Source organism: Sulfurimonas sp. (assembly GCF_028714975.1).
Taxonomy (GTDB): Bacteria; Campylobacterota; Campylobacteria; order Campylobacterales; family Sulfurimonadaceae; genus Sulfurimonas.
In genome coordinates, this window is the sequence record NZ_JAQTLH010000003.1 from 24,236 (window position 1) to 45,992 (window position 21,757).

The 21,757-nt window shown below is 34.9% G+C and carries 25 protein-coding genes; 13 read left to right on the top strand and 12 right to left on the bottom strand.

The annotated features are described in order from the left end of the window. Positions 1-29: 29 nt before the first annotated feature. A complete protein-coding gene (nadC, locus tag PHQ93_RS03455; RefSeq protein WP_299941449.1) occupies positions 30-845 on the bottom strand; it encodes a carboxylating nicotinate-nucleotide diphosphorylase in 816 nt (271 codons plus the stop codon). Then, positions 842-1,840 (bottom strand): quinolinate synthase NadA, encoded by a 999-nt coding sequence (gene nadA, locus PHQ93_RS03460; RefSeq protein ID WP_299940914.1) that lies wholly within the window; start codon positions 1,838-1,840, stop codon positions 842-844. Before nadA ends, nadC begins: the two co-directional genes overlap by 4 nt. Before the next feature lie 106 nt (positions 1,841-1,946). Here nadA and plsY point away from each other — a divergent pair, with 106 nt between their 5' ends. The 6 genes from plsY (at position 1,947) to PHQ93_RS03490 (ending at position 6,925) form a co-directional block, all read left to right on the top strand. Beyond that, complete coding sequence (gene plsY, locus PHQ93_RS03465) at positions 1,947-2,561, top strand: glycerol-3-phosphate 1-O-acyltransferase PlsY (protein WP_299940916.1); 615 nt, start codon at positions 1,947-1,949, stop codon at positions 2,559-2,561. Beyond that, the gene (locus PHQ93_RS03470) at positions 2,558-2,887 is read left to right on the top strand and encodes a dihydroneopterin aldolase (RefSeq protein ID WP_299940919.1); all 330 of its coding nucleotides are present in this window, start codon (positions 2,558-2,560) and stop codon (positions 2,885-2,887) included. The genes plsY and PHQ93_RS03470 overlap by 4 nt, the downstream gene beginning before the upstream one ends. Before the next feature lie 101 nt (positions 2,888-2,988). Then, positions 2,989-3,663 (top strand): homeostatic response regulator transcription factor HsrA, encoded by a 675-nt coding sequence (hsrA, locus tag PHQ93_RS03475; protein WP_299916145.1) that lies wholly within the window; start codon positions 2,989-2,991, stop codon positions 3,661-3,663. Positions 3,664-3,782: 119 nt separating this feature from the next. Further along, a complete protein-coding gene (locus PHQ93_RS03480; protein ID WP_299940921.1) occupies positions 3,783-5,087 on the top strand; it encodes a HAMP domain-containing sensor histidine kinase in 1,305 nt (434 codons plus the stop codon). Between the two features lie 103 nt (positions 5,088-5,190). Then, entirely contained in the window at positions 5,191-5,442 is a 252-nt protein-coding gene (locus PHQ93_RS03485; RefSeq protein WP_299916140.1) for a YfhL family 4Fe-4S dicluster ferredoxin, read from the top strand. A 10-nt stretch (positions 5,443-5,452) separates the two neighbouring features. Continuing rightward, entirely contained in the window at positions 5,453-6,925 is a 1,473-nt protein-coding gene (locus PHQ93_RS03490; RefSeq protein WP_299940925.1) for a Ppx/GppA phosphatase family protein, read from the top strand. A gap of 145 nt (positions 6,926-7,070) precedes the next feature. Here the strand turns inward: PHQ93_RS03490 and bamA are convergent, their stop codons facing one another. From bamA to PHQ93_RS03505, 3 genes are all read right to left on the bottom strand, one after another. Further along, positions 7,071-9,332 carry an outer membrane protein assembly factor BamA gene (gene bamA / locus PHQ93_RS03495; RefSeq protein ID WP_299940928.1) on the bottom strand — a complete coding sequence of 754 codons (2,262 nt, stop codon included), beginning with the start codon at positions 9,330-9,332 and terminating at the stop codon, positions 7,071-7,073. 189 nt (positions 9,333-9,521) lie between these two features. Beyond that, positions 9,522-9,797, bottom strand: coding sequence for a type II toxin-antitoxin system RelE/ParE family toxin (locus tag PHQ93_RS03500; protein WP_299940930.1), 276 nt, complete (start codon positions 9,795-9,797; stop codon positions 9,522-9,524). Next, the gene (locus PHQ93_RS03505; protein WP_299940933.1) at positions 9,784-10,050 is read right to left on the bottom strand and encodes a hypothetical protein; all 267 of its coding nucleotides are present in this window, start codon (positions 10,048-10,050) and stop codon (positions 9,784-9,786) included. The genes PHQ93_RS03500 and PHQ93_RS03505 overlap by 14 nt, the downstream gene beginning before the upstream one ends. Before the next feature lie 145 nt (positions 10,051-10,195). Between PHQ93_RS03505 and PHQ93_RS03510 the strand changes: the two genes are divergently transcribed. The 7 genes from PHQ93_RS03510 (at position 10,196) to PHQ93_RS03540 (ending at position 14,725) form a co-directional block, all read left to right on the top strand. Beyond that, positions 10,196-10,747, top strand: coding sequence for a hypothetical protein (locus tag PHQ93_RS03510; protein ID WP_299940936.1), 552 nt, complete (start codon positions 10,196-10,198; stop codon positions 10,745-10,747). Beyond that, the gene (locus PHQ93_RS03515) at positions 10,744-11,013 is read left to right on the top strand and encodes a hypothetical protein (RefSeq protein WP_299940939.1); all 270 of its coding nucleotides are present in this window, start codon (positions 10,744-10,746) and stop codon (positions 11,011-11,013) included. The genes PHQ93_RS03510 and PHQ93_RS03515 overlap by 4 nt, the downstream gene beginning before the upstream one ends. 91 nt (positions 11,014-11,104) lie before the next feature. Next, complete coding sequence (locus tag PHQ93_RS03520) at positions 11,105-11,311, top strand: hypothetical protein (RefSeq protein WP_299940942.1); 207 nt, start codon at positions 11,105-11,107, stop codon at positions 11,309-11,311. 61 nt (positions 11,312-11,372) lie between these two features. Next, on the top strand, positions 11,373-12,452 hold the full coding sequence (locus PHQ93_RS03525; RefSeq protein ID WP_299940945.1) for a replication endonuclease: 1,080 nt from the start codon (positions 11,373-11,375) through the stop codon (positions 12,450-12,452). Continuing rightward, positions 12,452-12,748 carry a helix-turn-helix domain-containing protein gene (locus PHQ93_RS03530; protein WP_299940948.1) on the top strand — a complete coding sequence of 99 codons (297 nt, stop codon included), beginning with the start codon at positions 12,452-12,454 and terminating at the stop codon, positions 12,746-12,748. Before PHQ93_RS03525 ends, PHQ93_RS03530 begins: the two co-directional genes overlap by 1 nt. Next, the gene (locus PHQ93_RS03535) at positions 12,729-13,814 is read left to right on the top strand and encodes a site-specific integrase (RefSeq protein ID WP_299940951.1); all 1,086 of its coding nucleotides are present in this window, start codon (positions 12,729-12,731) and stop codon (positions 13,812-13,814) included. Before PHQ93_RS03530 ends, PHQ93_RS03535 begins: the two co-directional genes overlap by 20 nt. 80 nt (positions 13,815-13,894) lie before the next feature. After that, complete coding sequence (locus tag PHQ93_RS03540; RefSeq protein ID WP_299940954.1) at positions 13,895-14,725, top strand: prephenate dehydrogenase; 831 nt, start codon at positions 13,895-13,897, stop codon at positions 14,723-14,725. A gap of 205 nt (positions 14,726-14,930) precedes the next feature. Here PHQ93_RS03540 and PHQ93_RS03545 read toward each other — a convergent pair whose 3' ends face one another. The 7 genes from PHQ93_RS03545 to PHQ93_RS03575 form a co-directional block, all read right to left on the bottom strand. Continuing rightward, positions 14,931-15,164 carry a hypothetical protein gene (locus tag PHQ93_RS03545; protein WP_299940956.1) on the bottom strand — a complete coding sequence of 78 codons (234 nt, stop codon included), beginning with the start codon at positions 15,162-15,164 and terminating at the stop codon, positions 14,931-14,933. A gap of 163 nt (positions 15,165-15,327) precedes the next feature. Further along, on the bottom strand, positions 15,328-16,740 hold the full coding sequence (locus tag PHQ93_RS03550) for a BatD family protein (RefSeq protein WP_299940959.1): 1,413 nt from the start codon (positions 16,738-16,740) through the stop codon (positions 15,328-15,330). A gap of 15 nt (positions 16,741-16,755) precedes the next feature. After that, the gene (locus tag PHQ93_RS03555; RefSeq protein WP_299940961.1) at positions 16,756-18,573 is read right to left on the bottom strand and encodes a VWA domain-containing protein; all 1,818 of its coding nucleotides are present in this window, start codon (positions 18,571-18,573) and stop codon (positions 16,756-16,758) included. Then, complete coding sequence (locus PHQ93_RS03560) at positions 18,570-19,499, bottom strand: VWA domain-containing protein (protein WP_299940963.1); 930 nt, start codon at positions 19,497-19,499, stop codon at positions 18,570-18,572. The genes PHQ93_RS03555 and PHQ93_RS03560 overlap by 4 nt, the downstream gene beginning before the upstream one ends. Next, positions 19,492-19,899 (bottom strand): hypothetical protein, encoded by a 408-nt coding sequence (locus PHQ93_RS03565; protein WP_299940964.1) that lies wholly within the window; start codon positions 19,897-19,899, stop codon positions 19,492-19,494. The genes PHQ93_RS03560 and PHQ93_RS03565 overlap by 8 nt, the downstream gene beginning before the upstream one ends. Then, complete coding sequence (locus tag PHQ93_RS03570) at positions 19,900-20,730, bottom strand: DUF58 domain-containing protein (protein ID WP_299940966.1); 831 nt, start codon at positions 20,728-20,730, stop codon at positions 19,900-19,902. Between the two features lie 16 nt (positions 20,731-20,746). Further along, positions 20,747-21,694: a MoxR family ATPase gene (locus PHQ93_RS03575; protein WP_299940968.1), complete on the bottom strand. Its 948-nt coding sequence runs from the start codon at positions 21,692-21,694 to the stop codon at positions 20,747-20,749. Positions 21,695-21,757: the final 63 nt, after the last annotated feature.

The window sequence follows — 21,757 nt, forward strand, 5'->3', positions numbered from 1 at the left end:
ATAATGCTACCTTATATTTAACTGTAGATTCAATCTATCTTCATAGACAAATCTATCCAATTTGCTTGGTGTATAAGCGAACCGCTGCTAATAGCATCAACACCTGTTTTAGCATAGCCCTCTATGGTTTCAAACGATATGTTTCCGCTTGCTTCAAGGAGTATATGTGAGAAATTTTCATCTCTGTATTTTACTATTTCCTCCACCTGCGAAGGCGTCATATTATCGCACATAACGATATCGGCTCCCGCGGCAAAAGCTATTTTTGCCATCTCGAAGTCTTCAACTTCCACCTCTATTTTTGAAGTAAAAGGTATAACTTTTCTTGCTTTTTCTATATAACTTTTGAGATCTTTTATGGTTTTATGGTGCGTATCTTTTATCATCAAAGAGTCATCCAAACCCATACGATGATTAACCGCTCCGCCGCATCTTGTAGCATACTTTTCAAACACTCTCAAAAGCGGTCTTGTTTTTCTGGTATCTAAAAGTTTAACGCCGTACGGCTCCACTATATCTACATATTTTTTTGTTAGCGTTGCGATAGAACTTGCATGCAGAAGCATATTTAAAAGAGTCCTCTCGATTTTTAAAAGTACATGCGAAGTTCCATGCAAAGTTGCTAAAACGTCACCTTTAGTAAAAGTTTGTGAGTCGTTTTTATTCCATTTTATCTCAAAATCTTCTAGCTTTGATAAAACATTTATATACTCTACTCCAGCCATAACGCCGTTGCTTTTTGCAATTATTTTTGCAGTTGCATCCATACTAGGCTCAACCAACGCGTACAAATCACCGCGACCTACATCTTGAGCCAATGTTGCTTTTACAAACTCTTCTATCATAGCGCCAACATTCTCTCTAAGGCAATTTTTGCCCATTTTTGCGTTTTTTCATCTACAAATATCTCATTTAGCGGTTCGCCCTCATCGATTGACTTCAGTACATCATAAACATCTTTAAGCGTCGTCTCATTCATAGTCGGACACTCCGGTTTTGTTGAAGAGAGGACATAAGTATTTTTAGGACGAAGTCGGTTTACAAGGTTAAATTCCGTACCGACTGCTACTTTTTGCTCAATCGGCAACTCTCTTATATACTTTATGAGCTGAGAAGTTGAGCCCACAAAATCAGCTGCACTGCAAATCGCAGGGTCACACTCAGGATGAACTGCTATCAAAATTCCCGGATATTTTTTACGATAAAATTTTATATCCTCAACCGTGAAAAGCTGATGCACGGAACAAAAACCGTTAAAACATATTATGTCGGCATCTAGCAAACTTGAACCGTCACCGATTACGCATGATTTCAGCCCCATCTGATTTGCTATATTTTGTCCCAAACATCTGTCAGGTACGAAAAGTATCTTTTTCCCCTCTTGCAAAGCGGTTGTAATAATTTTCTTTGCATTTGAACTGGTACAAACCATACCGCCCATCTCTCCGACTTTTGCTTTTACATCGGCGTTTGAGTTAATGTAAGTAATCGGCAAAATGTTTTCATTTGGGATTCCCGCTTCATTAAGCGCTTTTACCGATGCATCAAACTGTATACCGTCTATCATTACCGCCATCGCACAGCATGCCGCTTTTGGCATAGCAACCCTTTTGTTGGGAGAGAGAACTTTTACGCTCTGTCCCATAAACCCTACACCGCAGAAAACGACAAATTCAGAGTCGTCGTCTCTTGTTTTGATTGCAAGCTCAAGGGAATCGCCGGTTATATCGCCGACTTCAAAAACTTCATCTCTTTGGTAAAAGTGCGCGACAACGGTTACGCTTAACTTTTTTTTGTATTCGTTAATTTTTTGTTTTAATTCTTCATTTGTAAGTTGCAAAAAAATTTCCTCATATTTTTATAGTGGCGTTATTATACCAAATAGATTTTATATCTCTATAATAGTATGTGAAGTACAATATCAAAAATTTTTAACAGGTTGATAGATGGACTTTTTATTTAACACGAATGCTCAGTTTTTTATTGCGGCTTATTTAGTAGGCGGGATTCCTTTTGGTCTGCTTTTGGCTAAAAAATATGCAGGTGTAGACATTAAAGCAAGCGGTTCGGGCAGTATCGGTGCAACAAATGTTTTAAGAGTCGTCAAAGAGACAAATCCCTCACTGGCAAAAAAACTCGGCGCGGCAACACTGGCACTTGATGCTATCAAAGGTGTTTTAGTTTTAATTGTTGCATATTTTGCCGGAGTTAGCGAAGCTACGCTTTGGGGCATATCGGTTTTAGCCGTAATCGGTCACTGTTTTAGTCCATACTTAAACTTTGAAGGCGGTAAAGGCGTGGCAACAGGAATGGGTGTTATGATGTTTATGCTTCCGCTTGAAACCGTTATCGCACTTGTTGTTTGGGCATTTGGAGCAAAAGTTATAAAAATCTCTTCACTCTCTTCTCTTACGGCTCTCGTTGCACTTATGATTGCCAGTTTTATACTTCATCCCGATATGGCTCATGCTCCCGTAGTTATCATAGGATTTATACTTTTTTATAAACACATACCAAATATTATTCGTCTTTTTAAAGGTGAAGAAAAAAGAGTCGTATGACGATACATATAGAAGATTTGAAATTTCAATGCATTATTGGAATTTTGGATTTTGAGAGAACTACGCCTCAAGATGTAATTATAAATCTTGCTATTGAGTATGACTACCAAAAAAATTTTATAAACTATGCAGATGTTGTCGAAATTGTTAAAAATATGATGAAAAAAAATAAGTTTTTACTAATTGAAGATGCTTTAGAAAATATAAATTTAAAATTAATTAAAGAATTCAACACCATAAAAAGTATCCATTTAAAAATAACAAAACCATCTATTTTAAAGGGCTGCAAGGTGAGTGTAAGCAATTATTACAAAACCCAATCTTAAATATAAGTTAAAAATTTATTAAAAAAAATTGAAATTTTCTTTAAATTAACCTAAAAATATGATATCATTCCGCCAAAATATTCACTTATAGGACACAATTTATGCGCATTCTTATTATAGAAGATGAAGTTACATTAAACAAAATGCTTGCTGAGGGATTAAAAGAGTTTGGCTACCAAAGCGATGTAGTGGAGACTCTTAAAGATGGAGAGTACTATTTAGATATTCGTAATTACGATTTAGTATTAATGGACTGGATGCTTCCGGATGGAAATAGCGTTGACATTATAGGTGACATTAAATCAAAAACTCCAAAAACAGTTGTTGTGGTTTTATCTGCAAGAGATGACAATGAGAGCGAAATCGAAGCTCTAAGAAGCGGAGCCGACGACTATATAAGAAAACCATTTGATTTTGATGTTTTAGTTGCTCGTCTTGATGCTCGTCTTCGTTTTGGCGGTAGCAATATCATCGAAATCGAAGATTTAATAATTAATCCTGAAGAGGAAAAAATCACTTACAAAGATCAAGAGATAGAACTTAAAGGTAAACCTTTTGAGGTTCTTACTCACTTAGCGCGTCACCGTGATCAAATTGTATCTAAAGAGCAACTGCTTGATGCGATCTGGGAAGAGCCTGAACTAGTTACTCCAAATGTAATTGAGGTTGCTATTAATCAAATTAGACAAAAAATGGACAAACCTTTAAATATAACTACCATTGAGACTGTTCGTCGCCGCGGTTACCGTTTCTGCTTTCCAAAAGAGATTAACTAATCCTGCTAAAAACCGTTCTGTACCACTCCGTGCATGGCACGGAGTCAATCTCTCTCTTAATCATAAGTTTCAACTAAATAGGCTACAATTACACACTTTTGTTTCTATAAGGTGAAGAGATGTTCTCAAAAAGAAGTATCAGACAAAGCTTTTTAATCCAACTTATCTTTGCTTCCGCATCGCTTATATTTATATTTTCATCTCTTTTATACTTTTATATCCAAAGATCAATCATCGAAGAGAAACATCAAGAACTTCTCAACTATGCAAAAAATGTAGCAAGTAACGAGTCTATTTACGGTAGCGAAATACCTACACCTGAAATATATCTAGGACTAAGCATTGAGATAGCACATCTAAATAAAGCACACTTAGATATCGATCTATACGAAACGACTAAAAATGCGAAATCCTATTTGACTCTTATATATCCGTTTAATTTGGATGAGCTCAGTTATCTAAAAATCACTAAAGAGATAACATCCACAAAACTGCTTCTTGATAAAATACTAAACTATCTTTTTATTATAAATATTGCAGGATTTTTGCTTGTTGTCATTTATGCTATAGGATTATCCAAAATGTTGGTGACACCAGTTAAGACTCTAAGCAACAAACTCTCAAATATGAATGAACATCTTATGCGTCCGATAGTCGTAGAAGAGCTGCCTGAAGAGTTTGAGCCTCTAGGAACAACTATAAACCACCTAATAGCAAGAATCCAAAACTTTGTTAAATACCAAAAAGAGCTATTTATCGGAACTGCACATGAACTAAAGACTCCGCTTGCCGTTATAAAACTAAAAAATCAAGTGACTCTTATAAAAAAACGCTCGGCAGAAGAGTATATAGATGCCCTTAAAGTTACAAACAAGACGGTAGACGAGATGAATATCATTGTCTCAAATATACTCAACATCGGTCGCCAAGAGGGTGCACAACTAGAAAAACCTCAAGAGGTAGATGTTATAGATGTTCTTCATCAAAAAGCGGATGATTTTAAACTTTTAGCTGAAAACGAGGGCAAAACACTTTATATGAGTTTTGAACCAAACGGATACATGGCATTTCTTCAAGTAAGCCTGCTTAACCAAATTATTCAAAATTTCTTACAAAATGCACTAAAATTTACTCCAAAAGACAAGAGCGTATCTCTTATAAGCTCACTAAACAGCTATGGATTACTTATCGAAGTGATAGACGAAGGGTGCGGAATAGATGAGAGTTCGGATCTATTTGCACCGTTTAAGAGAGAGGGAAATAAACCGGGAGTCGGACTTGGGCTCTTTTTGGCTAAAAGTGCAGCCGATGCACTGGGTGCAAAAATAAGCATAAAAAACAGAACGGACGGAGTTGTGGGAACGGTAGCCAGCATAAACCTAAACTCAAAGCTCTCATGCATACTGCCTATAAATAAAAAATAGTAAAATTTAAAAAATAATAAAGCTTTATTTCGATATAAATCGTGCACATGAAAATATATTTTTGAGATGTATTTAAATTGGATTATAACTAGAAGGTATTTAAATGGCTTTAATAATAATGGATGAATGTATAGCATGTGATGCGTGTCGTGAAGAGTGCCCTACTATGGCTATTGAAGAGGGAGATCCCGTCTATTTCATAGATCCTGATCGTTGCACGGAGTGTGTAAGTGTTTATGATGAACCTGCATGTGTATCGGTATGTCCTGTTGATTGTATTATTCCTGATAAAGATAATATAGAATCAATCGCAGAACTTCAATTTAAATATAAACAACTACAAGACGAAGAGTAAAAAGTATTAGATGTCAAAAAGAGTAGCAGTCATAGATATCGGTTCTAACTCGGTTAGAATGGTAGTCTATGAAAAAAGTTCTCGCTTTGCGTTTCATATTTTGCATGAAGCAAAAAGCAGAGTTCGACTCTCTGAACATGCTTATCAAAACAACGGGATTCTTCAAGAGATTCCTATGCAAAGAGCCTTTGACGCGTTAGAGAATTTCTCATCCATAATCTCTTCTCTTAAGGCCAGAAAAACACTCTGTGTCGCAACTTCTGCACTCAGAGATGCACCAAATAAAAAAGATTTTATAAACAGAGTAAAAAACTCTCTGGGTATACAGATAAAAGTTATAGACGGAGAGAGAGAAGCATACCTCGGCGCTATTGCATGCGCAAATCTTTTACCTGAACAAAAAAATGCTCTGAGTATAGATATCGGCGGCGGTTCAACTGAATTTTCACTTATAAACAATAAAGAGATTAGTTTAAATATCTCTCTTAATCTCGGAACAGTAAGATTAAAAGAGCTATTTTTTGATAAAAACGATATTGATGGTGCTAAAAAATATATTGATTCACAGCTAGCGCAATTAGAAAATATAAATCCCCAAACTATTATAGGAATCGGCGGCTCGTTTAGGGCAATATCTAATGCCATACTAAACAACAGCGACTATCCCATACAAAAGCTTCACGCTTTTGAGCCAAACTATGACGAATTTATACAACTTTTGAAAAAAATCTTAGTTTCAGATGAAGATGATTTGCAAAAATTAGGAATAAAAAATAGCAGATTTGATATCATAAAACCGGGTGCATTAATACTCTTAAGGGTATTTAAAAAATTTAAAGTAAAAAATTTAATCACAAGCGGTGTCGGTGTGAGAGAGGGAGTCTTTTTAGCCGATTTGCTTAGAACATCAAAGGATAGATTTCCTCCAAATTATAATACGTCTATGCGATATATACTTGATTCACATGTGGATAATCTTGCATATGCGAACCAACTATGCAAAGCTACAAAAGAGCTATTTGATCTAACGCATGAAACGCTTAATATTGATAGAAAATATCGTTATGAGTTGGCAATTGCGGCAAAACTCTACATTAGCGGAAGTTCTATCCATTACTACTCTCACAACAGACACAGCTACTATCTCATAGAAGATGCCCTAGAATTTGGCTTTACGCATAAGCAGATAATTCTTATTGCAACATTAGCACGATATGCAAAGAGAAAATTACCGTCATCTGCGCATGTAGAGAGATTCAGAGAGCTTCTTCCCGATACAAATCAACTAAACTCTCTTAGCTATCTTCTATCTTTGGCTGTTGCCCTGCTAAGCCATCAACCTAGAAATATAGATTTTACGCTTAGTTTTGAAAACGGTGAACTAAAAATTGAGTCTAAAAACAGTCTTTATCTGGCAAAAGAGAGTATAGAAAAATTAGAACTCATTAAAAACGGCAGTATAACCATCTCTTTTTATAACTAAATATAAGGTGCCAGAGATTGCTTTGCCGCGTTGCTTCTCGCAATGACAGTCATGGAGATTGACGCGCTTGTCACTGCGAGCGAAGCGCGGCAATCTAATCTTGATTTATCAGAGACTTCAATTTATTATATACGGATACCGTATACTAAAATCTTTGCCCCATAGTAAACTCAAACACGGCTGTTTTATCACCCTTTTCCTCTGCTAGAGGTTTTGAGAACATCAACTGAATCGGTCCTACAGGAGAGAACCACTCTAGTCCTGCTCCGCATCCGCCGCGAGATAGGTTTTTCACATCATAACCGTTTCCGGCACTCTCATTTGTTCCTATATAACCCCAATCAAGATAAGTTACCACGCGCATTTTTGCTTTTGGAACCAAAGGAAAACTCAGCTCGGCACTATTTGTGGCACTATACTCGCCCCCGTATCTTCTTATCCCGCCTTTAGCGTTCGGGTCTACTTTTGTTTTTGGAGATAATGAATATGACTCATATCCCCTAACACTTCCGATACCGCCCATGTAAAATCTCTCGGCTACCGGTAGAAAATCAAGCTCTTTTACATAGTTTAACCTAGCTTTGTATCTTGCAATAAGATCAAAACCAAAATACTCTTCAAGCCCTTTAAATGTCGAAAAACCAGTTCTGCTTTTTATAAAACTTGCATCAGATCCAAGCCCTGCATTTTCAATACTTTGAGTTACTACAACACCTTTTCTAGGCATATAAAAATCATCTGTATTATCATATTTTGCACTTACGGTAACGGAGCTTTTTGCATAATCTTGAAAATAAGGATTATCTTTGTCTAGTGAATTATTCTCAAACTTATAACTATTGTCTGAAAAACCGTAGCCAATATGTCCGCTGATATATCTGGTAAATCTATGCCCTACCCCAAGAGTCAATCCGTCTGACATAACGGTATAATCGTTATACTGATACTCAGATGTAAAAACAGAAAAGTTACCGCTAAAATCGCTATCGTTTAATCGTGGATTTGATATATTAAATGAGTAGTTCGACGTCAATTCGGAACGCTCCGCTTTTATACCGATATCAATACCCGAGCCCCAGATATTTCTATCATTAACGGCAACACTTATGAGAATCCCGCCGTAGCTTCCATATCCGCCGCCAAGTTGAATATTTCCGGTCGGTGCTTCTTTTACCTTAACAATCAAATCCATAGTTTGATTGTTTATCCTTTTTTCTTCGATAGTATTTCCGTCAAAAAAACCAAGTCGCCCCAACGCATTTCTTGAGTCTGTTAAATCCGTTAGCGAGTACATATCATTTGGACCGAGATATAGTTCTCTTCTTATAATTCTATCTAATGTTCTGTTGTTGCCCGAGATGATTACATTTCTAATTTTTACTTTATCGCCCGGTATAATTTTAAAGACAACTTCAACGGTTTGCTTCTCTTTATCTTTTTTCAAATCAGGAACAACTTCAACAAACGCATAACTCAAATCCGCTATAAGAGTTTTGATTCTTTGTGCGTCTTCACGAAAAGTTTTAATATTAAAAGGTTTGCCGATTTGTAGCTTTATAAGTTCTTGAATAAGAGCGTCATCGACTACATTTTTAACCTGATTTATTTTGATTCCGCTTACGCTGTAAACTTCGCCTTCTGCTATCTGATAACTCATATCGGCGGTATAATTATCAAAATTTACTTTTGCAAACGGTTCGTTTACATCAATATCCAAATAACCGTGTTGCATATAAACATCGCGGATTCTAAGAGGATCGTATGCCAAGTCGGCTACTTTCATCTTACCGTCGTTTCTTCCCCAAAGCCATCCCATAAACTCTCGCTCTTTATTTGCGATAATATCATCAAGCTCGCTAATATTTAAATTATTCATACCGCTGTAAAACAGATCTTTAATAATTATCTCTTCACCCTCGTTTACCAAAAATGTAACGGCAATACTTCCGTTTTCAAGATACTCTTTTTGGATTTCAACGACACTATCAATTTTTGCCTCTTTATTTATCGCTTCAATAATTCTTTTTTTTGCAGCTTCGAGTTTTTTCTCATCATAGAGTGAACCTACTTTTATCTGAAGAATACTATTTCTTATATCAGAATCATGCTCTTTCCACCCTTTTAACTCTATCTTTGATATATGCGGTTTCTCTTTAAAGTGAAATGTCAAAACTCCTTCATCATCAATATCTGCCCAAATATCTTCAAAATAACCCTGTTTATAATACGTCTTTATTGATGCATCAAGTATCTCTTTGTTAAGCGTATCGCCCACTTCAAACTTAAGCATTCTGAGTGCTACGGACTCCGACATATGAACCATACCGTCATACTTTATTGATTTAATTGTGTCTGCAAAAGAGTTTGCTGCCAGAAGAGATAGAAATAGTGGTAAAAATATTCTCATTAAGTTTCCAAGATTGTGAAATAAGGATAGATTTTACCTTTTATGAGGTTAATATTAAGTTAAAAAAAGCTTAAATTTAGGCAATGTTGTTGCAATAAAAACTCGGAAAAATAGCACTTTTATAAACAAGCTTCAATCCTCATATTGCAATCTTCTTGAAAAAAAACGGTACAAAAACGGTACAGTTTTTTATCTATCTTTCCATTTAAAAATATCTAAAATTACTATAAAATCATTATCAATTAAATAAGGTACAGTATAGCCCTCAAAAATCATATCTCTAATATTCAAATCATTATAATAGTAAGACTTTCTAAATTTCTTTGGCATATAAGTAAGCTTTGAAATGCTCATATCTAACTTATTTAAAAAATCTAATGACTTATTGATACTACCAGATTGAGCTATATAATCAAGAATACTATCTAACTGTTCTAAATATTTTAAATCCCTAATTATTTGCATATTTAGCTTTTAATTTTTCAATAGAGTTATTTATATGAGAGTTATATTCTTCCTGATTTAGGTAAGTGCCGCCACCATTTTTATATCTGTCTACAGCTGCCGCCACCCTCATTCTAGCCTCATCAGTACTAATTGCAGGATAACCATCATCTTTTATATCTTCAACTATATCTACTTGTTGTTTATTTTGTTTTAAAAAAGAGAGTAACTGCGCATAAAATCCATCATCTACTTTCAATGTCAATGAGTGCATTTTTAAATCCTTAATCTTAATAAGGAAAATTATAGCACAACAACAGTACAAAATTTTATGGACTAATACAATAATTTGACATTCTTTTAAAATAAATGTACAATTTTAATGTACATAGAAAATTAAGTTATAAAAAGGAGAAAAAATGTACAAAATGGCTATTAAAAAAGCACAAAGTGCTGATATCAAAAAAGTTGGATTTAATTTGCAAATCCCAAGTGATTTAAAATTTGAATTTGAGAAGCAATGCAAACAAGACAATGTTACTGTAACATCAATGATTATTTCACTTATGGAAGTAAGTTTGGTCGAATCGTATCTAGCTACAGTTTCTAGAATTGAAAATGCTTTGGCAAATTTAAAAAAAGTTCTCAATAGTGAAGATATTTTTATACCTAATCCTATAACTAGTGATAATCCAATGTTTTCAAAAACAGTTTCAGAAAGCGATTTTAAGAAACTTATGGAAATTGATTTAGAGCTTGCACTTGGAATAGATGAGTTTAAAGAATACTTTAAAATTGATATATTCGGTGAAGCTCCATATATATATGAAGCTTTAAGTCTATTAGAGTCTTCAAGGTCTTATATTCGTAGAATTGCTCGCAATATGAATAAAAGAGATGATTATAACGCTGTTCAAGAGCATTATAACGATATAGTTTTTCAAAAATTCAATTTAGAGACTAGCAAATGAAAATCATAATAGAGGGAATGTTGATATCAACATATGTTAAACCAGACTTTAAAGATAAAGACTCGGGAGAGGTTACAAAAGGTAAGCCCGTTTTACAACTTTTAGTAGATACGGAGCTATCAAACGGAAGCATTAAGCAAGAAATGCAGGATATAAGTATCCCTATTGAAAAATTATCACAGTATAAAGACCAAGTGGGCAAAAAGGTACAAGTAAAATGTAATTTTATGTCTAAATCTAATGTAAGTTTTTTCGTAACCAATTAAGCCACGATTTTTATTTATAAAAATGTGGGAACAACCGAATGAAATGAGGGCGTTAGCTTAATAATTTTATAGTTTTATAAAAGGCTTTATAATGGTAATTTTAGTAAAAGATTTAGTCTCACGATGTGATTATTCTCCTAGTTTTTTTAAAAAAATACTTACAAAAAATGGTATAAATAATCATTTTATTTTAAAACTTGATGATTTAGAAAAACTTTATAGAAATTTAGATGTAAATAATCATAAATCATTTTCTTTTAAATTAGTATTAGAAGATATTTTAAATAAAAGCATATAGAGAGTCACTCCGCCAAGACTGCACTCTCTACTGCGTTTCAAATTGAATAAGGAATGAAACAATGAATAATACAAAAAAAAGTATTAAGACTTCATCATATCTGTATGAACATATGAGCGAAATTAAAAGTGCCAAAGGTAACGGCTTTGAAGAGGCTCCACTCATTGTGGAGAACTTAAAAGCCGTTGCCGTAGGCACCTTGACTAATTATAAAAAAGATGTGGACATTTTAAAAAAGTACGGTATTTCAAATGGCGACTTAGTGTCAGTGAAGCTTAAGATTCAAAAGCAAGAGGACTTTTTAAAATATAGTTACATTAAAGACAAAACAACGGGCAATACTTTTTCGCTTAAAGAGTGCATAATATCATCAAACCATAATCCGCAAAGATATTACGCTGAAATTCAAAACCGCATAGACACTTTACAAAGAGAAGCACAAAATGCAAATCTTACTCCTGTCTTTTTAACAATAACGCTACCTAGTGAATTTCATCCTATGAAACAAAAATCGCTAAAAGATACAATTCTTGTTAAAAATCCAAAATATAACGGTGTAGAGCCAAGAGAAGCTACAAAGATATTAACCAAAATGTGGGCTAAACTCCGCCAAGACAGGTCACTCAAAGAATTATCAAAAAATCAAAGAATGTATTACAAAGTCAATGAGCCTCACAAAGACGGAACGCCTCACGCTCATATACTTCTATTTATTCCAGCTGATAGGATAAAGAAAGTTGAAAAAGCTTTTAACCGCCTCTATTTTCAAGAAGCAAACAAATTTGTAAAAGATATATTAAACGCTAAAAGTTACATTATGAAATATATCAATAAAACGCTTCCAAAGTCAAAAGAGCATATTACGCAAGATGATGAGTATCTTAATGCGTGGTATATAAAAAATCGTGTTAGTAGATTTTGTTCCAGTCGTTCAACTGCTCCTATGTATCTTCATAGACTTTTAAACCATAGATTTACGCTCTATGCACTTACTCAGATCAAAAAGGGCAATAGTTTAAAAGTATTGGTAACTCTTGATAGTGAAAAAATAATGGAAATATGGGACGATAAAGAGCTTTTATATATGCGTAATGAAAATATGGAAGTGCATACAATAAACGAATATAAAAAGGCTGCATAATGAATTTACAAGCATTTGAAAATTTAGAGCTTATTCCTATGCTACTAAAAAAAATTGAAAATATGGAAGAGAGAATGTCAAAATTAGTGCCCCCAATAACAACCAAAAGAGAGGTGGCAAAATTTTTAAATGTTACAGATAGAACTATAAATAATTATATAGCTCAAGGACTACTTAAAGAGCAACATCACTTTTATAGAAAAAACGGTAAAATTCTTGTGTTTATAGAAGATGCTATTGCCGAGTTCAAAAAAGAGTTGAACAAAGGAATAGTAAGTGAGAAAGTTACGATTTAAAAATCGAAACGGCATTTTGTACTTTGGTTTTGGAGATAACCTCAAAAGCTCAAAGATGAAATATAGCAATGTTAATAAAAATATTATCATCGGAAAATTTAAAAGCGGTGATTTAGATGTAGAACTAGGAATAAATGAAGTAAAACAAGTTCCAACCGTTGCTATATTGCTTGATGAAGTGATGAACGGCAAAAGCAAGGTATTGAAACATAAAACTTTATTAGCCTACAAAGTAACTTGTAGAAATTTAATTATACCATATTTTAAAGATGTGCTAGTTACGCAAATAAAACCTATTGACATTAAAAAATTTCAAGATGCTTTAGTAGATAAAGGTCTCGGTAAAGGTTCTTTAAATTTAACAAGAGTGCTTCTTAAAGAAGTATTTAGTCTAGCAATTTTAAAAGAATTGGTTATACTCAATCCAATAAAAATGGTTGATATGCCAAAGTTTAGAATTGCTAACGACAAAAAAAAGCAAAAACCTTGCACTTTGGATGAGATAGATGAGATTTTAACCAATACTCAAGAAGCGGTTAAAAACTTTCTAGGTATTGCTTTTTTTTCAGGTATGAGAAGCGGGGAGATATTAGCTCTTAAATGGGAAGATATAGATTTTGTAACGGATACTATATCCATAAACAAAACTATTGCAGAGGGCTATATAAACTCTCCTAAAACTGCATCTAGCCTTAGAGATATAGAGATGTTACCACAAGCTAAAAAGTTTTTAAAAGCTCAACGGCTTTTAACCGGTCTGAAAAATGATTTTGTTTTTGTAAACAAAAAAGGCTCGTACTATGGAAGCAATACTCATTTTTACAATCACTTCCAAAAAGTATTAAAAAACTTAAACTTTGAACAAAGAAGTTTACATAACACAAGACATACATTTGCAAGTATGATGTTAAATAATGGAATAGATCCTTTGTGGGTATCACATACATTAGGACACGAAAACTTGCAAATAACATTAAATACATATACTCACTATATGCCAAAAAAAGAAAAAATGAGTATAGGTTTTTTAGAAAAACGGTACAAAAACGGTACAGAGAGAATATAAAAGCCCCAAATTAGGCTATTTATGGTTAATATTAAGTAAACTCTGTATAATTTAGCAAATTAATTACAAAGAATTATAAAATGAATGTAGCGATAGTAGGATTAGGGCTTATGGGAGGTTCTCTTGCCATAAGTCTAAAAAAATTAGATTTTATCAACAGCATCGTTGGAAGCGATCACAATAAAATCCACCAACAAGAAGCTATGGAGCTTGGTTTAGTTGATAGCATAGTAGAGTTTGACGAAGTGAAAAATTATGATGTTATCTTTCTTGCAATCCCCGTTGACGGAGTTATATCGGCACTTAAAAATTTAACAGATGTTAAAGATGATGCAACAATCATAGATCTCGGCAGTACAAAAGCCAAAATAGTCGCTTCCGTTCCGCAAGAGATAAGAAAAAACTTTGTTGCGGCTCATCCGATGACCGGAACTGAAAACTTTGGTCCAAAAGCGGCAATTGATGATTTATACAGAGATAAAGTCGTAGTTTTATGCGACATTGAAAACAGCGGAGAAAAACAAGCAAAAGTTGCAAAAAAGATATTTAAAGCGCTTGAGATGAAAAAATATTTTATGCCTGCAAATGAGCATGACCGTCATGCGGCATTTATATCGCATATGCCTCATGCGATCTCATATTCTCTTGCAAATACGGTCATGAACCAAGAAAACAAACGCAATATTTTGGCTCTTGCGGCGGGAGGATTTCGCTCTATGAGCCGCTTGGCAAAAAGTTCTGCAAATATGTGGGAAGATATCTTTAGACAGAACAAAACAAATCTTATTGAAGCTATAGAATTATTTGAAGATGAGCTAAAACTCCTCAAGGGGTACATTGAAAATGAAGAGTGGGAAAAGGTACATAAAAACTTAGAAGCCGGAAACAGACTTCACGATATTTTAGATTAGATTTTTATGAAATTTTTTTATTAGAATTCTTGCAAAACTAGACCCTGAATCAAGTTCAGGGTGACAAAAACTCAGAAATTTCATCATTTTAAACTTGTACCGTAATGGTATTTCCTTTGGTTATTTGGAATCTAATTTTGAGGTTTTGAGGTCTATTTAAGAAGTATAAAAAAGAGCAACACAAAAGGTGCTGCTCTTTGAGTAATTATTTAGTTGCCGGAGCTTCAGTCGGAGCCGGTGTAGCCGGAGTTTCTGCAACCGTAGCTGCAGGAGCTTCTGCCGCCGGAGCTGCCGGAGCCGCAGCTTCAACCGGAGCTGCCTGAGTTACTGCCGCCGGAGCTACAACCGGAGTTGCCGCTGCCGGAGCCTCTTTTGTTTTTTTATCACAACCTAAAAATAATACTGATACAACTACTAAACCGCTTATTAACTTTTTCATCTCTTTCTCCTGTGTAATTAGCAACTCAAGCTGCTATTTTTAAAAATGGAGTGGAATTGTATAGTGATATTCTTAAACTAAAGTTAATTTAACATAATAAAAAATATAATTTATTGTAATGTCTCTTTATGAAACAGTTGCATTATAAGAAATACAAATCATTCTATAAAATTTTATATCTATTCTTAATTTTATTTAGAACTTTTTTATCCAATCTTATATCTTGATTTGAGTATATATTTTTCTCTAAATTTTCTATTATCTCTTTTACTTCTGCATCATCTTTAAACGGAAGAAGTCTCATCAGAAGAGTTTTCGGCTCTTTTTGGGAGCTTTTTTGCTCTCTTTTAAAACTCATTTTACCTTTAAAAATCATAATCAAAATCCCGCATACAAGACCTAATGAAAATAGTACAAATAGCATAAGATTGTCTTGTTTTGCAGTTGAGGGCGCCTCTACTGTTTTTGGAGCTTCTCTTTGTATATTTAAGCTCTGTTTTTGTTTGGAGTTTTTTACCTTTACTGCCATCTCTTTGGTTGAGGCTGTTTTTACATCTTTTGTTTTTGTGTCAAAATAGTTTAGAGAAAATGATGGAATGACAAAATCTCTCTCAGCGACAAAAGCTATCTTTTGAGTCAATTTTGTACCCTCAATGACAATCTTTTCATCAAAAACAGCAACTCCCTCTACGCTTGGTTTAAAACTTTTTATATCCTCTAAATTTCCGCTTCCCTGCACTTCTATAGTTACATTTACCGGCTCATTTGCATCTACTTGAGTTTTATCGACCGTTGCATTTATGCTAAAACTGCCTGCCAATGTAACTCCCGACGGAAGCGGTTTTACATCAAAAGAGAGTTCGTTAGAGAAGTAAGTTTTCCACTTTATAGTAGGAACCCAAGCGCCCCAGCTATCTGCACCGCTGCTTCTTGAAGCTATCTGCATTTGAGCTTTTGTAACGGTAAGCTCTCCTGCTCTTTGAGGCGCCATTGTATAGATTATCTTTGTTATTATATATTTTCCATCTTCATATCTCTGGGGTTTTGACTCGCCTTTAACCCAAAAACCTTTTAATTCAGGAGGCGTAAACTTGCTATCAACGGCCTCAGCATTGCTTTTTTGCTTAAAAGTAAGCGTCAAGTCAAACGCTTCACCGACAAAAAGCTCTTTTTTGTCACTGCTAAGAGTTAAAGCAAAGTCCGAATCTTTTGTTCCGCTTACAGGAGAGACTTCTATCTCTACCGCATTGCTTGCTTCTAGCTTAGAGCTAATCTCAACTTCGGCAGGCTCAATCTTACAGCTCTTTTGCGGCACGAATTTATAACTTAGCGTATAACTTTTACTAACTTTTCCGTTAATAATCTGCATATTTGTTTGAGAACTTGTAGAGATGACATCGCTATCGCACAATCTTCGGATATCGGGTCTTGTGACATCCTCTCCTACAATCGTCAAAGAGTAAGTAACCATCTCTCCGAGTTCAACTTTTTTAGAATCGACTTTAGCCGTAACGGATGCTTCTGCTCCATATGAAGTTATCAGCAGTAAAAATAGCAGTTTAAAAATAGTGTTCAATTTTTTTCCTTTAAATTACCAAGGCTTATAGTTTAAATTTTCGTTCTTTGTTTTTTCATCATTTAGCTTGTAGAGATATGTACTGTTTTTTGTACTCAGCTGCTCTATCCACTTCTGCTGTTCTGCATCGCTCATGCTCTCTTTATCCGGCTTTTGCTCTCTTGTATGCGAACTCTTTGAAGTGTTTTTATCACTTTTGTCTAACTCTTTTTGCTCATCTTTTTTACCATCTTGCTTAGGTTGATCGGATTTGCCGTTTTGTTCTTTTTGACTTTTAGCCTCATCGGAACTTTTCTCTTTATCTTTGGACTCTTTATCTTTTGAACTCTCTTTGTGTTCTTTTGATTTATCTTTTTCGTCCGATTTTTTTTCACCCTCTTTCGAATCTTGATCTTTATCGTTTTGTTTATTCTCTTTGTCTTTGTTTTGTTCGTTCTCTTTTTGCTTCTCTAGGAGTTTTTCAACCTCTTGCAGATTTTCTCTTGTCTCTTTATCTTCTTTAATGCCAAGAGATTTTTCATAAGCCTCTTTTGCCTTTTGCAAACTATCCTGTTTTGCCTCTTTGGCATAAGCGTTGCCCAAGTTTGATAAATTTTTTGCTTTTGCATTTTCATCATTAAACGCTGCTTTATTGTATGACTCTATCGCCTCTTTATACTTTTTTTGTTTATAAAAAGCATTTCCCGCATTAAAGTATCCCTCAGGTTTTGCACTCTCTTTTGCGTACTTTTCATATAACTTTGCCGACTCTTCAAACTCTCCGTTTTCATAAGCTTCTTTTGCTTTTTTCAGCTCCATAAAATCAAACATTCCCGCTTGCGCATATGATGAGTTAAAAAGAAGAGAGATGAGTAGATATGCAGCACTTACACTTTTTCTCTTATTCAAAGAGCTTGTAGCGATAATTAAAATGAAGAGTGCAACTCCAAGAGGATAGTAAAAAAGCGGTCTATTTTTTTGAATCTCTTGGCTCTTTAGCTCTTTTTTATCGCTCACGCTCTTTATCTCACTTAGCATTGTTTTTATATCATCCAAAGAGGTTGTGCTCTCTATGTAAACTCCGCCTGTATTTGTCGCCAAATCCGCAATTTTTTCATTCAGTTTTGAGATAATGATATCACCGTTATATTTTATAAAAGTTCCGTCTTGAAGCTTTATGGGCGAGCCTTTTTTTGTTGCAGTGCCTAAGATGAAAACTGTTATATTGTGCTTTTTTGCCAGCTCTATCTCATCTTTAAAATCACTATTGTCTCCGCCGTCACTCAAAAGTAGAAGACACTTTTTATCTTGACTCTCTTGCGTTTTACTCACTACATCTAAAACAGATGAAAAATCAGTTCCTTTTTCGGTAATTGAGGATGTATCCAACTGACTAAGCAAAAATGACACCGCACTTTTATCAAAACTAAGTGGTGAAACAAGATATGAATTTTTAGCGAATGCCACTATGCCGACGCGCTCATTAAAATCCCCTCCTAAAAGAGCAAGAACCTTCTGTTTTGCAGCTTCTAAGCGGTTTGGATAAATATCTGCTGCGAGCATAGAGTCAGATATATCTATGGCAATCATAATATCAGCACTTTTTGCCCTCACCTGGGCTTTACCCTCTTTTATAACTGGTTGGGCAAGGGCAATTATCATAAAAAATCCCATAAGCAAAAAAAGAGCATTTCTGGCTTGAAGAGTCAATGTATTTGCGCTTACGCGAAGTTTATCCATAACCTCTTTGGAAAAAAAGTGCGCTTGAGACTCTTTTTGGGTAAGCAAAAACCCAAAGAGGATAAACAGCGGAGGCAGCATATAGTATAAAAATTCAGGGTGCAAAAAAGTCATGCATACCCTCTTTTATTTCTAAGATAGATATAGAGCATCAAAGCAAGAAGCGATATAAAGAGCGGAAATTGATAGTAATATTTTGCATAACTAAAACTCTCATTTTTTATCTCGGATTTTTCCAACTCATCGATTTTTTGGTATATCTCTTTTAATTCATTTGCACTTGAAGCGCCAAAAGCAACTCCGCCGCTCTCGTTTGCTATTTTTTGCAGCACTTCCCTGTTGTACTCATGCGCCATTCCGATACCTATCGGATAAACTTTTATACCCTCTTTTTTTACCATATCTATGGCAACATCAAGTGGAATTTTGTCTATTTGGGGCGTACTGTAACCGTCTGTAAGCAAAATAGCTATTTTGGTTTTTGATTTGCTCATTTTCAGAAGATTCACACCTTGTGCAAGCGAGGTATTGAGTGCCGTATATTTTCCAGCCATTCCGATATAGAGCTGTGAGACAATCTTATTTAAAATATTCTCATCGTAAGTAAGCGGTGAAGCTATGAAAGAGAACGCTCCAAAAACAACCAAACCTATGTTGTCGTTTTTTCTTTTGGTTATAAAATCGCTAACTATGCTCTTTACGACATCAAATCTGTTTAAGCGCTGATTATTTGCATCGAATCCTTCTGATTTCATGGACTCGGAAGTATCTAAAATTAAAGCAATATCATACCCGTTTTTTGGCTCTAACTCATATGTCTCATCTTTTACGGGCGACATAAGTGCGACTATCATCATCACGATTCCAACCCATTTTAGAAAAAAAAGCGGCTTGAATACCGCTATGGAGTTTTTTAAAAAACCGCCGGTATGAGGAAAGTAGATAGATGGCAATCTCATTTTACAAAGCTTCGCACACAAGATAAAAAGAAGAAGTACGAATGCTATTTGAGGAAACTCAAAGTAGATTCCATCAAACATCAACCATACCTTTGTAAAGTTCTATATAACCGAGAGTTTCGCTATCATATCCCTCAACCTCTTTTTTATACTTATATTGCTCAAGTCTGCCGACTAAATTATCATACATCTCTTTATGTCTTAAAGAGTCATTTTTAAATGTTGCGCCGTAAAAAGTAATCGCGTACGCACTCTCTTTCGTACTCTTTAAATCCAGCATATTTAAATGATTAAAATGTTCTTTTCTTTTGTTGTATCGGTTTCGTTTCTTTAGCCATGAAAAGAGAAGATAAGATAATCCAAAAATCAAAGCAACGGCAAAAAAAGAGAGACCCAAAAAGTAGTATAACGAATACTCTTCTATCTGGACAATCGGCTTGATATCATGAAGCGGTATATCATAACTTTGCATATCAGCCATCTATATGCCTCCAAAAAGTCTGCGAAGCTCTACGCTTGCAATAGAATCCGTATACACTTTTGTAAATCTTATGTCGTCTTTTCTAAGCCTCTCAAAGAGGTTATGGTCATGCAAGGCAACTTTTTTGCTGTATGCCCTCACGCTTGAAGCGTTAAAATCACCCTCTAGCACCGCTCCGCTTTCTGGATCTACCAAAGAAGCAAAACCCATCTCGGGCGGATTTTCCTCAAGTCTGTCTCTTACAATGACTGCGACTACCTCATGTTTTTTAGCTAAAAGTTTAAAATCAGGTATCTCAAAATAATCACCCACTATTAAAATCAAAGATTTTCTTTTAAGTCTTTTAAAAAGAGTATCTGCTATAACTTTAAAATCAACTTTTTGGTTTAATGCATCAAAATTTAAAACCTCTTCAACGCTTTTTTGAACAAGATGTAGTTTTTTGCTCGGTTTTGAGTGTGAAATCATCTCATCAGTAAAGATATACGAACTAAGCAAATCTCCGTTTTTAAGCGTTGAATACCCAAGAAGTGCCACTACCTCAGCGATACTCTCTTGTTTGAATTTTTTTGAACCAAAATGTACGCTTCCGTTTAAAACAGAAACTATCACGACACTCAGTTCTCTCTCTTCGCGAAAGATTTTGATAAAAGGTTTTTGCATTTTAGCGGTGATATTCCAGTCAATACGGCGGATATCATCACCGGGCATATATTCGCGAAGTTCGATAAAGTCATAACCCTCGCCTTGAAAGATAGAGGGATTGTTACCGACCATTTCGCTAAATACTTGTCGCCTTGCACGAACCAAAATTTTTTGCAGTTTACTCATATTTGTATACTTTGGCTTACGGTATCGCTACGGTTTCTAAAACTCTTTGTATAATCTCATCTGTCGTAATACCCTCGGCTTCTGCTTCGTAAGTAAGCACTATACGATGACGCATAAGCTCTTTTGCAATGAAAGCCACATCAACAGGCGTTACAAAATCTTTACCTCTCATAAACGCCATAGCTTTTACGGCTTTAAACATATCGATACTCACACGAGGCGATGCACCGAACTGGATGTAGTTTTTAATCTCGCCGAGTCCATACTCCTCAGGATTTCTTGTCGCATTCACAAGCTCTATCATATACTCTTCAACCTGCGGATCTACATGCACATTTTTTACGGCTTTTTTTAACTCTTGTAAATCATCATGCGTTATAACGCTATGAATCGTCTCAAAATTGCCGCTTGAGATTCTTCTGGCAATCTCAAGTTCTTCAACTTTTGTGTTGTAATCGACTATAAGTTTTAACATAAATCTATCAAGTTGAGCTTCTGGAAGCTGGTAAACTCCCTCTTGTTCAACCGGATTTTGAGTCGCCATAACAAAAAACGGAAGTTCTAATTTAAAAGTAGTATCACCGAGCGTGACTTGTTTCTCCTGCATAACTTCAAGAAGTGCCGATTGGACTTTTGCGGGAGAGCGGTTTATCTCGTCTGCTAAGAGCAGATTTGTAAAAATAGGACCTTTTTTGATTTTAAAGCTGTTGCTTTGCGGGTCATAAATCTCGGCTCCGAGTATATCTGAGGGAAGCAAGTCGGGAGTAAATTGGGCACGTTTAAAACTAAGTCCTAAACTTTGAGCGAGTGCATTTACCGTCGTAGTTTTTGCAAGCCCCGGAACACCTTCTATAAGGATATGCCCCTCACACAACAGCCCGATAAGAAGAGCGTCTATCATCTTCTCTTGACCTACGACAACCTTTGAAACCTCTTTTTTTATCAACTCTATTTTTGAAATCATAAATTGTAACCTTTATCTGATAAATTGAGACCTCTGATTTAAATTATCAGTGAGTTTAATTAA

What these genes read in the sequence shown, in the direction of transcription:
- PHQ93_RS03525 (WP_299940945.1), top strand. Translation starts at nt 11,373, where the DNA reads ATGAATAATACAAAAAAAAGTATTAAGACTTCATCATATCTGTATGAA.
- PHQ93_RS03530 (WP_299940948.1), top strand. Translation starts at nt 12,452, where the DNA reads ATGAATTTACAAGCATTTGAAAATTTAGAGCTTATTCCTATGCTACTA.
- nadC (WP_299941449.1), bottom strand. Translation starts at nt 845, where the DNA reads ATGATAGAAGAGTTTGTAAAAGCAACATTGGCTCAAGATGTAGGTCGC.
- PHQ93_RS03500 (WP_299940930.1), bottom strand. Translation starts at nt 9,797, where the DNA reads ATGCAAATAATTAGGGATTTAAAATATTTAGAACAGTTAGATAGTATT.
- PHQ93_RS03520 (WP_299940942.1), top strand. Translation starts at nt 11,105, where the DNA reads ATGGTAATTTTAGTAAAAGATTTAGTCTCACGATGTGATTATTCTCCT.
- PHQ93_RS03490 (WP_299940925.1), top strand. Translation starts at nt 5,453, where the DNA reads ATGTCAAAAAGAGTAGCAGTCATAGATATCGGTTCTAACTCGGTTAGA.
- PHQ93_RS03565 (WP_299940964.1), bottom strand. Translation starts at nt 19,899, where the DNA reads ATGGCTGATATGCAAAGTTATGATATACCGCTTCATGATATCAAGCCG.
- PHQ93_RS03515 (WP_299940939.1), top strand. Translation starts at nt 10,744, where the DNA reads ATGAAAATCATAATAGAGGGAATGTTGATATCAACATATGTTAAACCA.
- bamA (WP_299940928.1), bottom strand. Translation starts at nt 9,332, where the DNA reads ATGAGAATATTTTTACCACTATTTCTATCTCTTCTGGCAGCAAACTCT.
- plsY (WP_299940916.1), top strand. Translation starts at nt 1,947, where the DNA reads ATGGACTTTTTATTTAACACGAATGCTCAGTTTTTTATTGCGGCTTAT.
- PHQ93_RS03470 (WP_299940919.1), top strand. Translation starts at nt 2,558, where the DNA reads ATGACGATACATATAGAAGATTTGAAATTTCAATGCATTATTGGAATT.
- PHQ93_RS03540 (WP_299940954.1), top strand. Translation starts at nt 13,895, where the DNA reads ATGAATGTAGCGATAGTAGGATTAGGGCTTATGGGAGGTTCTCTTGCC.
- PHQ93_RS03570 (WP_299940966.1), bottom strand. Translation starts at nt 20,730, where the DNA reads ATGAGTAAACTGCAAAAAATTTTGGTTCGTGCAAGGCGACAAGTATTT.
- PHQ93_RS03555 (WP_299940961.1), bottom strand. Translation starts at nt 18,573, where the DNA reads ATGACTTTTTTGCACCCTGAATTTTTATACTATATGCTGCCTCCGCTG.
- PHQ93_RS03545 (WP_299940956.1), bottom strand. Translation starts at nt 15,164, where the DNA reads ATGAAAAAGTTAATAAGCGGTTTAGTAGTTGTATCAGTATTATTTTTA.
- PHQ93_RS03510 (WP_299940936.1), top strand. Translation starts at nt 10,196, where the DNA reads ATGTACAAAATGGCTATTAAAAAAGCACAAAGTGCTGATATCAAAAAA.
- PHQ93_RS03575 (WP_299940968.1), bottom strand. Translation starts at nt 21,694, where the DNA reads ATGATTTCAAAAATAGAGTTGATAAAAAAAGAGGTTTCAAAGGTTGTC.
- PHQ93_RS03485 (WP_299916140.1), top strand. Translation starts at nt 5,191, where the DNA reads ATGGCTTTAATAATAATGGATGAATGTATAGCATGTGATGCGTGTCGT.
- PHQ93_RS03505 (WP_299940933.1), bottom strand. Translation starts at nt 10,050, where the DNA reads ATGCACTCATTGACATTGAAAGTAGATGATGGATTTTATGCGCAGTTA.
- PHQ93_RS03560 (WP_299940963.1), bottom strand. Translation starts at nt 19,499, where the DNA reads ATGTTTGATGGAATCTACTTTGAGTTTCCTCAAATAGCATTCGTACTT.
- PHQ93_RS03480 (WP_299940921.1), top strand. Translation starts at nt 3,783, where the DNA reads ATGTTCTCAAAAAGAAGTATCAGACAAAGCTTTTTAATCCAACTTATC.
- hsrA (WP_299916145.1), top strand. Translation starts at nt 2,989, where the DNA reads ATGCGCATTCTTATTATAGAAGATGAAGTTACATTAAACAAAATGCTT.